Source organism: Dokdonella sp. (assembly GCF_044227025.1).
In the GTDB taxonomy this organism is placed as follows: Bacteria; Pseudomonadota; Gammaproteobacteria; order Xanthomonadales; family Rhodanobacteraceae; genus Dokdonella_A.
Window position 1 is genome coordinate 32,084 of record NZ_JBGAFX010000004.1, and the last position, 12,985, is coordinate 45,068.

The 12,985-nt window shown below is 68.5% G+C and carries 10 protein-coding genes; 4 read left to right on the plus strand and 6 right to left on the minus strand.

Going from position 1 to position 12,985, the window contains the following annotated elements:
- Nucleotides 1-198: 198 nt before the first annotated feature.
- Nucleotides 199-993, minus strand: a complete 795-nt coding sequence (locus tag ACILRJ_RS10535) for a thymidylate synthase (RefSeq protein ID WP_395683143.1) — start codon at nucleotides 991-993, stop codon at nucleotides 199-201.
- On the minus strand, nucleotides 993-1,895 hold the full coding sequence (gene lgt, locus ACILRJ_RS10540) for a prolipoprotein diacylglyceryl transferase (protein WP_395683144.1): 903 nt from the start codon (nucleotides 1,893-1,895) through the stop codon (nucleotides 993-995). The genes ACILRJ_RS10535 and lgt overlap by 1 nt, the downstream gene beginning before the upstream one ends.
- A 143-nt stretch (nucleotides 1,896-2,038) precedes the next feature.
- Here lgt and ACILRJ_RS10545 point away from each other — a divergent pair, with 143 nt between their 5' ends.
- From ACILRJ_RS10545 to ACILRJ_RS10555, 3 genes are all read left to right on the plus strand, one after another.
- Complete coding sequence (locus ACILRJ_RS10545; protein WP_395683145.1) at nucleotides 2,039-2,635, plus strand: ECF-type sigma factor; 597 nt, start codon at nucleotides 2,039-2,041, stop codon at nucleotides 2,633-2,635.
- Between the two features lie 26 nt (nucleotides 2,636-2,661).
- A complete protein-coding gene (locus tag ACILRJ_RS10550; protein WP_395683146.1) occupies nucleotides 2,662-5,511 on the plus strand; it encodes a protein kinase domain-containing protein in 2,850 nt (949 codons plus the stop codon).
- Nucleotides 5,512-5,702: 191 nt separating this feature from the next.
- Entirely contained in the window at nucleotides 5,703-7,157 is a 1,455-nt protein-coding gene (locus ACILRJ_RS10555) for a hypothetical protein (RefSeq protein ID WP_395683147.1), read from the plus strand.
- Between the two features lie 126 nt (nucleotides 7,158-7,283).
- Here the strand turns inward: ACILRJ_RS10555 and ACILRJ_RS10560 are convergent, their stop codons facing one another.
- The 3 genes from ACILRJ_RS10560 to ACILRJ_RS10570 all read right to left on the minus strand — a co-directional run bounded on the left by ACILRJ_RS10560 (nucleotide 7,284) and on the right by ACILRJ_RS10570 (nucleotide 10,400).
- Nucleotides 7,284-8,477: a class I SAM-dependent rRNA methyltransferase gene (locus tag ACILRJ_RS10560; protein WP_395683516.1), complete on the minus strand. Its 1,194-nt coding sequence runs from the start codon at nucleotides 8,475-8,477 to the stop codon at nucleotides 7,284-7,286.
- 256 nt (nucleotides 8,478-8,733) lie between these two features.
- On the minus strand, nucleotides 8,734-9,468 hold the full coding sequence (locus ACILRJ_RS10565) for a hypothetical protein (RefSeq protein ID WP_395683148.1): 735 nt from the start codon (nucleotides 9,466-9,468) through the stop codon (nucleotides 8,734-8,736).
- Entirely contained in the window at nucleotides 9,465-10,400 is a 936-nt protein-coding gene (locus ACILRJ_RS10570; protein ID WP_395683149.1) for an aminotransferase class IV, read from the minus strand. The genes ACILRJ_RS10565 and ACILRJ_RS10570 overlap by 4 nt, the downstream gene beginning before the upstream one ends.
- 86 nt (nucleotides 10,401-10,486) lie before the next feature.
- Here ACILRJ_RS10570 and ACILRJ_RS10575 point away from each other — a divergent pair, with 86 nt between their 5' ends.
- A complete protein-coding gene (locus ACILRJ_RS10575) occupies nucleotides 10,487-12,517 on the plus strand; it encodes a thioredoxin domain-containing protein (RefSeq protein WP_395683150.1) in 2,031 nt (676 codons plus the stop codon).
- A gap of 81 nt (nucleotides 12,518-12,598) precedes the next feature.
- Here ACILRJ_RS10575 and ACILRJ_RS10580 read toward each other — a convergent pair whose 3' ends face one another.
- Nucleotides 12,599-12,739, minus strand: a complete 141-nt coding sequence (locus ACILRJ_RS10580; RefSeq protein WP_395683151.1) for a hypothetical protein — start codon at nucleotides 12,737-12,739, stop codon at nucleotides 12,599-12,601.
- Between the last annotated feature and the right edge of the window lie 246 nt (nucleotides 12,740-12,985).

Sequence of the window (12,985 nt, forward strand, 5' to 3'; positions counted from 1 at the left end):
TATTCTGACGCGCGCGATGGCAGTTGTCAGCGGAACGCGGTGACTTCCGGCATTGCGCGCCGAATCCGACGGCACCGAAACGGAGCATCTCCGGCTCATGGACAGGCAGGCGTGGCGGCAACGCGCTGCGACATTTCCGCATGACGGGCCACTATGCGGGCGCGGCGGCGTACTTCCGCTGCACGCGCGACTGCGGAGCTACACCGCGACCGGTGCCCTGATCGCCGGGTGCGGCGCATAGTCGACGATCGCGACATCCTCGTAGCGGAAATCGAACAGCGAACGCACGTCGGGATTGAGCACGAGCCTTGGCAGCGCCTTCGGCTCGCGCGAAAGCTGCTCGCGCGCCTGGTCGAAATGGTTGCAGTACAAATGTGCGTCGCCCAGCGTGTGCACGAAATCGCCCGGCGCGAGACCACAGACCTGCGCAACCATCTGCGTCAGCAACGCGTAGCTGGCGATGTTGAACGGCACGCCGAGGAAGATGTCGCCCGAGCGCTGGTACAACTGGCACGACAGCTTTCCATCGGCGACATAGAACTGGAACATCGTGTGGCACGGCTGCAGCGCCATCTTCGGCAGGTCGGCGACGTTCCAGGCGCTGACGATCAGGCGCCGCGAGTCGGGATTGCGGCGGATCTCATCCACCACCCATGCGATCTGGTCGACCACGCGCCCATCCGGGCATGCCCACGAACGCCATTGCCGGCCGTATACCGGACCCAGCTCACCATCCGCATCGGCCCACTCGTCCCAGATCGAGACGCCGTTGTCCTTCAGGTAACGCACGTTCGTCTCGCCACGCAGAAACCAGATCAGCTCGTGCACGATCGACTTCAGGTGCAGCTTCTTGGTCGTGACGAGCGGAAAACCCTGCGCAAGATCGAAGCGCATCTGCCAGCCGAACACGCTGCGCGTGCCGGTGCCGGTGCGGTCGGCCTTCTCGCTGCCGTGTTCGAGCACGTGGCGCAGCAGGTCGAGGTACGCGCGCATCAGGCGGCCTTTCTCTCGGGAACGGGCTGCGACATGCTCGCGGCCGGCGGCGGCACGAGCGTCGGTGCGAAGCGCGACCGCCACAACAGGAACAGACCAACCGCGATCAACGGCAGCGACAGGATCTGCCCCATCGTGAGCCAGTCGAATGCGAGGAATCCGAGCTGCACATCCGGCTCGCGCACGAACTCGACGCAGAAACGGAAGCATCCATACAGCAATGCGAACAGGCCCGACACCGCATAGCGCGGCCGCGGCTTGCGCGAATACAGCCACAGCACCGTGAACAGCACGATGCCCTCAAGGGTGAACTCGTACAACTGGGACGGGTGCCGTGCCTCGTTGTTCAACGCGCCGGCGAGATAGATCGCATGCAGTTCGTCTCGCGTCTTGTCGAGCGCGTCGAGTGCGCGTGGAAAGATCATGCCCCACGGCTGGTCGGTATGCCGCCCCCACAACTCGCCGCCGATGAAGTTGCCGAGCCGCCCGAGACCGAGCCCGATCGGCACCAGCGGCGCGACGAAATCGATCGTGTCGAAATAATTGAGCTTGCGACGACGCGTCCAGACCAGGCCTGCGACCAGCACGCCGAGCAGGCCGCCGTGGAACGACATGCCGCCTTCCCAAACGCGAATCAGGCTGAGCGGATGCGCGATCAGCTCGGCCGTGTTGTAGAACAGCATGTAGCCGATGCGGCCGCCGAGGATCACGCCGAGCATCAGGTAGAAGCACAGGTCCGAGAACTCGTCGCGCGTGACGGGCAGCCGCCCCTCGGCGCGTCGGCGCTGGCCGAGCCACCAGGCAATGCCGAAACCGAGCAGGTACATGATGCCGTACCAGTGCACCTGCACCGGGCCGAGCGAGAACGCGATGGGGTCGATGTCGACGAAGTAGTGGGACACGGGAAGGCGATCTGACGGCAGGCGCGCATTGTGCCCGGTTGGCTCCGCCAACGCATCCGCGTGGAGCGACCGATCGACGCCCGTCCGTCGCGTGGTTCCGGCCCTCGAGGGCCCGTGCTAACCTGCGCGGAGGGGAAGCAAGAATGGCCCAGACGGATCTCACCGAGCTGCTGAACCGCGCGCAGGGCGGCGACGCGTCCGCACGCGAAGCTGCCTTCGAGCAGATCTACGCTGACCTCAAGCGCATCGCCGCAGCCGAGCTGCGCCGCAACCCCGGCGCGACGCTCAATACCACCGCGCTCGTGCACGAAGCCTACGCAAAACTCGCTGCGCACCACGCGGGAGCGCTCGCGAGTCGTGCCCACTTCTTCAGCCTCGCTGCGCGCGCGATGCGCCAGATCCTCGTCGACCAGGCACGCAGCCGGCTCGCCGACAAGCGCGGCGGGCGCGAGGCACACACCGGGCTGGACGACGCACACGAGATCGCCGATCGGCGCGCGGAAGAACTCCTGCTCGTGGACGACGCGCTCGATCGGCTGGCCGAACACGACGAGCGCGCCGCGAAGGTCGTCGAATGGCACTTCTTCGGCGGCTTCACGTTCACCGAGATCGCCGCCGAACTCGATCTGTCCGAGCGCACCGTGCGCAGTGACTGGGCTCTCGCGCGCGCGGTCCTCGCGCGCGAACTCGGCCTCGGCGACGAATTCGCCGGTTCGAGCGCCCGATTGCGTAACACGTAGTCCAGGACTCGCCGAAGGAAGCGCACGTGCATCGCGACTGGCCGCAAGTGAAGGCGCTGTTCGACGCCTGCCTCGACTCCACGCCCGCAGCACGAACGCGCCTGCTCGGAGACGGAACGACGGTGCCACCCGCGGTGCGCGCAGAAGTCGAGGCCTTGCTCGCCGCGCACGAGCTGTCCGCACCGCTCGACGGCGGTGCGGCCGCCTGGGGCGCGCCGTTGTTCGCCGCCGGCATCGACGACGTCGACGCGCCGCCCGCAAGGATCGGCCCGTACCGCATCGTGCGCGAACTCGGTCGCGGCGGCATGGGCATCGTCTGGCTTGCACGCCGTGACGAACCCGGCTTCGAGCAGCAGGTCGCGCTCAAGCGCGTGCGCGGCGGCCTCGACGGAGCCGAGGCCCGCGCGCGCTTCCGGCGCGAGCGCGGCATCCTGGCGCGCCTCGCGCACGACCGCATCGCACGCCTGCTGGACGGCGGCGTCGACGAAGGCGGCCGCCCGTGGTTCGCGCTCGAGTACGTCGAAGGCGAGCCGATCGACCGTTGGTGCGACGCGCGCGCGCTGCCGCTGCGCGCGCGCGCGCGCCTGTTCCTCGATGTGCTCGAAGGCGTCGCCTGGGCGCATCGCAACCTCGTCGTGCATCGCGATCTCAAGCCCGCGAACGTGCTCGTCGACGACCAGGGTTGCGTCAAGCTGCTCGACTTCGGCATCGCCAAGCTGCTCGAGGACGACGACACCGGATCGACCGCAACCAGCATGCTGCTGATGACGCCGACCTACGCGGCGCCGGAACAGGTGCGCGGGGAAGCCGTGTCGACTGCGACCGACGTCTATGCGCTCGGCGTGCTGCTGTTCGAGCTGGCAACCGGCCTCCTGCCGTACCGGACACCCGCGGCCACGCGGCAGGCGATCGCGCAAGCGGTCCTCGAACAGGAGCCGGAGCGACCCGCGCGCGCGCTGAACCGGGCCAATGCGGATGCCGCCGCACTCGCCGCCGCGCGCGGCACCACGCCGGCAGGCCTGCGTTCCGCGCTTGACGCCGACTTCGCGCGGATCTGCTCGATCGCACTCGCGAAGTCCCCCGAGCAACGCCATGCCAGCGTGGACGCCCTCGCCGCGGACCTGCGCGCGTGGCTCGAACGGCGTCCGCTGCTGAGCCGCCCAACGCCGCCCTGGCGTCGGCTCATGCAGTTCGCGCGACGCCATCGGATCGGCCTCGCCGCCAGCGTGCTGCTCTGCGTGACGGCGGTGGCCGGGATCGGCGCGACCTTGTGGCAAGCGCGGATCGCCACGCGCAACGCGGAAACTGCGCGCGCAGTGCGCGAGTTCACGACCGGACTGTTCGCCGCCGTCGATCCCGACCAGGCGCGTGGCCGCGACGTGCCGTTGCGCGAGGTGCTCGACCTCGGCGCACGGCGCGCCGAGACCGGCCTCGCCGACCAGCCCGCGGTGCGCGGCGCACTGCTGTCCGACCTCGGCGCGATCTACACGTCGCTCGGCGACGATGCACGTGGCATCGCGCTGCTCGAGCAGGCACGCGATGCGCTGCTCGCGCGTCCCGACCGCGACGACGACGAGCTCGCGCGCGCGTGGCTGCGCCTTGCCGAAGCGCAATTCGAGGATGGCCGCTACGACGCGGCGGCGGCCAGCGCCGACGCCGCATTGCACCTGCTCGCCGCGCACGCGCCGACCGACCCGCTGCGCATCGAAGGCGAGCTGCGGCGCGTGCGCATCGACGAGGAGACGGACCACCTCGACGCGGCCGGCGAGCGCATCGAGCGCGTTGTCGATGCGCTGCGTGCGGACCCGCGCGCGAGCGCGACAAACCTGTCGGACGCGCTCGCCACGCTCGGCAACCTGCGCCGCTTGCAGACGTGCAACGAGGAGGCGCTCGCCGCGCATACGGAAGCGCTCGCCCTCGCCCGACAAGTCGATGCCGACGACCCGATCGTCGCGTCGCGCCTGCACGAACTCGCCGCGGCGGAAGCCGCGGTGTCGCAGCCGCAACAGGCCATCGCACACCTGCGCGAGGCGTACGCGCTGCATCGTCGCGTGCACGGCGAACGCCATCCGCTCACGCTGTCGACCGAGGGAGAACTTGCATTCGCACTGGCCAACTCGGCGCAGTACGACGAATCGGACGCGCTGTTCGAACGCAACATCGCAGCACGACGCGCGGTGTTCGGCACTGACCACGCCGAAGTCGCCACGCCGCTCAACAACCAGGGTGTGAGCCAGTACACCCGGCATCTCTACACCGACGCGGCACGGTCGTTCGGCGAAGCCTGGCGCATCTGGCGCGCCGCGTACGGCGCCGAACATTCGGACACGCGCTCGGCGCTGACCGGCTATGGCGGTTCGCTGCTCGAAGCCGGAGACTTCGCGGCCGCGGAGCCGCTGCTGTTGCAGGCCTACGAGATGTCGCAGCGCCTCGATCCGCCACGCAAACGGGAATCGCCGATCAATACGCTCGCGCTGCTGTACGAGCGCACGCAGCGGCTCGACGAAGCCGAACGCCTGCTGCGCGCGAACGTCGCGCTGCAAGCCCAAGCGAACAACGGTGACGCGCGGCTCTATCCATGGACGACGACTCTGCTCGGCCGCGTGCTGCGCGAACGCGGCGACCTCGCCGGTGCGCGCGAGCAACTGGAGCGCTGTTTCATCGCGTTCGACACCGACGACTATCCCGACGGCCCGCGCACTGCGACCTGCCTCGTGCAACTCGCACTCGTGCGTGAAGCACAACGCGAAGCAGCGACGCAGGTGCGTCCGCTGCTCGAACGCGCGCTCGCCGTGCAGGAAGCGAAGCTCGGCCGGGACGATGCCGAGACCGTCGCGACGCGCGCGCTGCTCGCGCACCTGCCCATCGCGCGTTGAACCCTGCCGGGTCGCTCGCGCGTCGCACCCGTCGAGCCACGCCCCCGACGGCCGGCGGCCGCGCACGGGTGGGAGCGCCGTGATCGCAAATTGCCGCTTTTGCCGCGCGCTTGCGTAACTGCCAGCGACGGTCGCGATGCGCGCACGGAGCGCGCCCGCGTGGACCGGCCCCAAACCCGAGGAGTTTCGCCATGTTCCGCCCGATCATCGCCGCCATCCTGTTGCTCGGCGCCGCCGTCTGCACCGCCCGCGACGGCGACCTCGACCTGCGCTTCGACGGCGACGGCAAGCGCGCCGTCGCGTTCGACCTGTCGACAAGCCGGTTCGACCATGCCGTCGCGACGTTCGTCGACGCGGCCGGCCGCTATACCGTCGTCGGCTACGCCGACTACGGCCACGTCGCCTTCGCCCGCCTCCTGCCAAATGGGGCGATCGACGCGGGCTTCGGCAGTGGCGGTTATCTCACGCGGCCCCTGCCTGCCAATGCGACGGTGACGGTCGCGGCGAAGGATTTCGCGGGACGCATCGTGGTCGGCGGGCAGGCGATGAACCCGCTCGACGAGGATCCGTTCGTCTGCCGCTACGCCGCCGACGGCACGCCGGACACGCAGCTCGGTCCGGACGGTTGCCGCGTCGTGCCGGTCGACTATTCGGTCAATGGCGATGACAACGTCAATGCGATCGCGGTGTCCGAGACCGGCTACATCTACCTTGCCGGATCCGCGCAGCGCAACGACACGGGCGACTACGATTTCTTCGTGATGCGCCTGCGCGAAACCGACGCTGCGCCGGACAGCGGTTTCGGCGGCGGCGACGGCATCCAGACGATCGCCTTCGACCTCGACGGAAACCACGCCGGAGGCGACGACGACGGTGCGACGACCCTGCTGCTCGCTGGTACGTGGCTCTACGTCGGCGGCTACGCGTACACGAACGTGTTCTCCAACCACGATTTCGCGATCGCCAAGATCAACAGCGGCAGCGGCGCGCTCGATACCACGTTCTGCCCGAACGCGACCGCCTGTACCGGCAGCGAGGCGTACCAGGGCAAGCGCACGCTCAGCTTCACGCTGACGGCGACGCGTTTCGACGAACAGGTTCGAGGCTTGAAGTTCGACCGCAACGGCTACCTCATAATGGCCGGCACTGCTGCGGACAACACCGGCGCCGACCTCATCCTGGCGCGCCTGCAGACCGACGGCGCGTTCCCCGCGCAGGCATTCGGCAACGAAGGCAACCACGTGCGGGGAACCCTGCTCGAGGACCTCGCCGTCGGCGGACTCGCGGTGGACTTCGACACCAACCGCATCCTCGTTTCAGGCTCGACCGCCAGCGCGCCTGGCAGCGCGGATCCCGACCGCCTGCTCTGGGTCGGCCGTTTCCTCGCCGACGGCACCGCGGACCTGAGTTTCGCGACGGTCGGCGTGAACCCGAGCTGGGTCAAGGCCATCGCGTTCGAACACCATGACGATGCGCAGCCGACCGACAATACCGGCGGCGCGCTGCTGATCGACCGCGGTCGCATCGTGCTCACCGGTTCGCGCCTATGGCAGCGCGATGCGGGCATCGGCTTGAACGATTACGATTTCGCGGTCGCGCGCTTCGAGGGTGATGCGATCTTCATCGACGGCCTCGACGGGTACTGATTCATCGCAGCGGTTCGGGCAATGCACTTCGTGCGGGGCCGGCGGCACGCTCGCGTGCCGCCCTACGCGGATCGATGCCCGTACGCGCGCGCCCCGCATGCGGAAGCCGCGTACGTGCGCGCTGCCCTACGCGGGCAGCACGCGCAGGACGTAGCCCTTCAGGTAGTCGGTCTCCGGAATCGCCGGATGCACCGGGTGGTCCGGCCCCTGCTGCAGCGAGACCAGCATCTGCACCTGACGGTCGAGGTGGCGCGCACCCTGCTGCACACCGTCGAGCAGAGCAGCGCGCGGCATGTGGTGCGAACAGGAGCAGGTGACGAGGATGCCATCCTTGCTCAGCACCTGCATGCCGAGCTCGGCGAGGCGTCGGTAGGCGAGGCTGCCTTCCTTGAAATCCTTCTTGCGCTTGATGAACGCCGGGGGGTCGAGGATCACCACGTCGTAGCGCTCGCGCGCCTCGCGCAGCGCCTTCAGGTGATCGAACGCGTCGGCGCGGATCGCCGTCACGCGTTCGGCGAGTCCGTTGCGCTCGGCGTTGCGCTGCGTCGCTTCGACCGCGGCGGCGGATGCATCCACGCAGACGACTTCGCTTGCTCCGTACGCCGCGGCACGCAGGCCCCAGCCGCCGAGGTAGCTGAACATGTCGAGCACGCGCTTGCCCTTGACGAGGCGCGCAAGCTGGTCACGGTTCTCGCGCTGGTCGTAGAACCAGCCGGTCTTCTGCCCGCCGACCGGATCGATCACGAACTCGAGGTCGCCCTCGCGCGCGACGACTTCGCCACCGTACTCGCCATGGCCGAGATCGGCGTACTCCGGCAGTTGTTCCATCGTGCGGATCGAGGAATCGTTCTTCCACCACAACTGCCGCGGCTTGAGCACCTTCACCACCGCGTCGGTGATCGCGTCCTTGAGACGCTCCATGCCGGCGGTCGCGATCTGCCCGACGACGACGTCACCGAAGCGATCGAGCACGAGGCCCGGCAAGCCATCGGATTCGCCGTAGACCAGCCGGTAGTACGGCTGCGGGTACAGCTGCTCGCGCAGCGCGAGCGCGATGTTCAGGCGATGCACGATCAGCGAACGGTCGAGCGCATGATCGAGCCCGCGCGAAACCAGCCGCGCGGCGATCAGCGAATTCGGATTGACATAGCCGACACCGATCGGCTTGTCGCGGTAGTCGACGATCGCGACGGCCTGACCCGGCTCGAACGCGCCGAGCGGCGAACGCGCGACATCGACCTCGTTCGAGAACACCCACAGGTGGCCCGCGCGCAGGCGCGCGTCTTCATTCCGCTTGAGGTACAGGGCGGGAAGTTCGATCGAATCGGTCACGGTGCAGGCCGGCGCAGGCGAAGGCCGCGCACGGTAGCGCGTCCACGCCTGCCCCACAACCGGACACCTAATCGCCGCAGAGCCGTTCGCCGTTGCGCCCGACGCCGGCGTTTCGACTCCGCGCGCGTTGCGCGCTGCGCTCAACGCGAACGGATCAGGAATTCCCCACCCCGAAAACCCCGTTTGCCCTGAGCGCAGCGCCGCAAGCGCGTAGTCGAAGGGTTCGATCTGGGCACAGCGACCATCAGGCGTCGATGCGCAAGCGCACCTCGCGCAGGCGCTCGTAGATCGGCATGCACGCTTCCGCGACATCTGCATAGCGTCCCTGCAGCGCGGGCACCTCGTCCGGAGCCGCTTCGAAACCGGTCGATGCCCACACGCGTTCGTACCAGTGCGGCGCCCAGACGCCGTCGCTGTCGCGCGGACCCGGTGGCCACGCGAGCATGCGCGGCGTGAATGCAATGCCCAGCCAGTCGCACAGCGCACGCAGGTGCCCTTCCGGCGCGCGCAGGAATTCTCCGGCGTCGACAACCGGTACGTCGCCAAGCGCGACAAGGTGTTCGTACAGGCGCTCCTGTTGCGGCAGGCCGATGTCGTCCGGCGTCACGCTTGCGCGCGATTTCACGTACGAGGCGACCACGAGGCGCGGATCGCGGATCAGCAGCACGTTGCGCAACTGCGCGATCCAGCCGACGTCGATGTGCGGCAGCAGGTGGTGCGACATGTGCTTCTGGTACCAGACCGGTCGCTGGCCGGGTGATGAGCCGTGCGCAAGCGATGCGGCAACCCGCCGCCAATCGGTTTCGCCGGCGGCAATGACTTCCTCGCGCGCCGGATGATCGAGCCCGGTTTCCTCGAGGTAATGCGCATACAGCGGCTCGTCGCTGACCGCGCAGTCGCCACGGTTTTCCCACGCGCGCATCATCGCCGTCGACAGGTTGCGCGGACCGCTCCACATCGCGACGCGCAGCGGGTTCATGCGTTTCGCCGCGCCGCGCTCGCGGCCGCGTCGCGCGCTGCGAGTTCGCGGTAGAGCGCCTGCAGGCGTCCGACCATCGGACCCGCGTTGCCGTCGCCGAGCAGGCGCCCGTCGACGCTGCGCACCGGCACCACGCCGGCGAACGTGCCGGTGCAGAACGCCTCGTCCGCACCGTACACCTGGGTCAGGCTGAAATTCTTCTCGAATGCGGGGATGCCCGCTTCGCGACACACCTGCAGCACGTTCGCGCGCGTGATGCCGCCGAGGCAGTAATCGCCGCTCGAGGTCCACACCTCGCCCTTGCGCACGATGAAGAAGTGGGTCGAGTTGCAGGTCGCGACGAAACCGTGCGGATCCAGCATCAGCGCCTCGTCGGCGCCGGCCTCGATCGCCTGGATGCACGCGGTGATGCAGTTGAGCTTGCTGTGGCTGTTGAGCTTGGGATCCTGTACGTCCGGAAAACCGCGCCGCACGTGCACGGTGAACAGGCTCAGGCCGCGCGACAGCGTCTCTGGCTTGGGCAACTTGAACTCGGGCAGGATCACGATCGTCGCCGGCCCGACCGATGCGCGCGGATCCTGGTACGGCGTGCGCTTGGTGCCGCGGGTGACCATCAGGCGCAGGTGCACGCCATCGGTCATGCCGTTCGCGGCGAGCGTTGCGTACAGCGCATCGGTCAATGCCGCCCGATCGAGGCCGATGTCGAGCGCGATCGCCTTGGCCCCTTCGTACAGGCGATCGAGATGCGCATCAAGGAACAATGGATGCCCGTCCGCCACTCGCAAGCCTTCCCAGACGCCGTCGCCGAGCACGAAGCCGCTGTCGAACACCGAAACCATCGCCTCCACGCGTGCTTTCAGTGTGCCGTTGATCCAGATGCGGATGCCCGCATTGCGCGGGTCATCGTGGAAGTCGTGCACGCTCTGCGACATGGGGCGAGTCCGCATTGGGGAACGTCTAGTCTAGTCCGGTGGGCGTCGTTGTTTACAGGCGCGGCGCGCGAGTGCACTGTGGCGCGATGCCGAACCGCCTCGCCTCCGAAACGAGTCCCTACCTGCGCCAGCACGCCGAAAATCCGGTCGACTGGTGGCCGTGGTCCGACGAAGCGCTCGCCGCCGCGCGCCGCGAAGGCAAGCCGATCCTGCTGTCGATCGGCTACGCCGCCTGCCACTGGTGCCACGTGATGGCGCACGAGAGCTTCGAGGACGAGGCCACCGCGCGCCTGATGAACGCGCTGTACGTGAACATCAAGGTCGATCGCGAGGAACGGCCGGACATCGACAAGGTCTACCAGCTCGCACACCAGGCGCTCGCGCGCCGCGGCGGCGGCTGGCCGCTGACGATGTTCCTCACCGCCGACGACCTCGTGCCGTTCTTCGCCGGGACCTATTTTCCAAGGACGCCGCGTTACAACATGCCGGCGTTCGCGCAGGTACTTGAGGGCGTGCGCGCATGGCACGACGACAAGCCGGACGAAATGCGCACGCAGAACGGCGCGCTCGCACGCTTCCTCGCCGAGCACGCGCAGGGCAACGCGCACGCGGGCAACCTCGACGACACGCCGATCCGATCCGCGCTCGCACGCATCGCGCAGGGTTTCGACGAGGTCAACGGAGGGCATCGCGGCGGGCCGAAGTTCCCGCATGCGAGCGAGATCGAGCTGCTGCTGTCGCACGGCGACGACGCGCGCGCGATGGCCCGGCACACGCTCGCCGCCATGGCGGAACGCGGACTTGCCGACCATCTCGGCGGTGGCTTCTTCCGCTACTGCGTCGATGCGGAATGGGACATCCCGCACTTCGAGAAGATGCTGTACGACAATGCGCAGCTTCTGCCGCTGTATGCGCGCGCTTCCGCCCTGTTCGACGAGCCGGCGTTCGCGACGGTCGCCAGCGCCTGCGCCGACTGGCTCGCTCGCGACCTGCAGGCACCCGGCGGCGGGTTGTGGAGTTCGTACGACGCCGACTCCGAAGGCGAGGAAGGCCGCTATTACGTCTGGCAGCCTGATGAAGTGCGCGGCGCGCTGGATGCCGACGAGTACGCACTCGTCGCGCCGTACTACGGCCTCGACCAGCCACCGAACTTCGAGGGGCATGCCTGGCACCTGCGGATGCGGCGACCGCTCGCCGAGGTTGCGGTGCATCTGCGCATCGACATCGACATGGCACGACGGCGCTTCGCCAGTGCGAACGCGAAGCTGCTCGCACGGCGCGCGCAACGCGTCCGCCCGGGCCTCGACGACAAGATCCTGACCGCGTGGAACGCACTCGCGATCGGCGGGGCCGCGCGCGCCGCACGCTGGATGAAAACCGCTCCGCTGCTTGCCGAAGCCGAGCGCGCGCTCGACGTCCTGCACGACAAGCTGTGGCTCGATGGCCGCCTGTACGCAAGCCATGCCGGCGGGCGCACGCGCTTCCCGGCCTATCTCGACGACCACGCGTTCCTGCTCGATGCACTGCTCGCGCTGCTGCAGCTGCGCTGGCGCGAGCGCGACCTCGACTGGGCGATCGCGCTGGCCGACACCTTGCTCGAAGGTTTCGAGGATCGCGACGGCGGCGGCTTCTTCTTCACCGCCCACGATGCCGAAGCGCTGCCGCAACGCCCGAAGCCATTCATCGACGAATCGCTGCCCGCCGGCAATGGCATCGCCGCGCGCGCGCTGCTCATGTTGGGCCACCTGCTCGGCGAGACGCGGTACCTCGAGGCCGTCGAGCGCAGCCTGCGCGCCGCATGGTCGTCGCTCGCGGAGTTGCCGCACGCGTCTTGCGCGATGTTGCTCGCACTCGGCGAGTACCTGGAACCGCGCACGATCGTCGTGCTGCGTGCGGACGAGAACGAGCGGGAGCGCTGGCGCGCTGCGATCGCCCACGCCGACGCCGCGGGCATCGACCGCTGGTGCATCCCATCGGCCGCACGGCTGCCAGGCGTCCTCGCGCAGCAATCCCACGCTGTCGGCGGGATCGCCTACGTCTGCCGCGGTTCCGCCTGCCTGCCGCCGATCAGCGATCCGGCCGAACTCGTCGAGCAACTCGCGCACCACCGCAGGTAGGCCTCCCAAGCCCGGTCCGTGGCAGCGGCGGCAGCCGCGATGCCTTGACTGGTTCCGCGGCGGCGCCCGCTTCGATGCTCTTCAACCCGCAAGCGGGCGCTCGTGCAGCCCCGGCTCACGGAGCATCGCGGCTTCCGCCGCTCCCGCATCGGCCTTCGAGCCGGCACCCAGCATGTCGCACTGCAACATCCGCCCGTTCGTGAAATAGGTCGCAAGATGCATTGATATCCGCTTCCAGACGGATGTTACATGGTGCTATGGTCGGACTGTTTTGTGTCGTAGGCCGACACGAGACCGGTACCCGCGATCCGGGCACTTGCCAGGATCTTTCGCAGAACGAGTCTCCCGCGCCGCCAAGAGAGGGGTGGTGCGAGCGGGACGGACGCGACCGGGGAGCAACGGAGCTTGCGACGGTGCCGCGGCACGCCGCGGCGTTGCCCACGCGTACTTGATGGGGAGATCAAAATC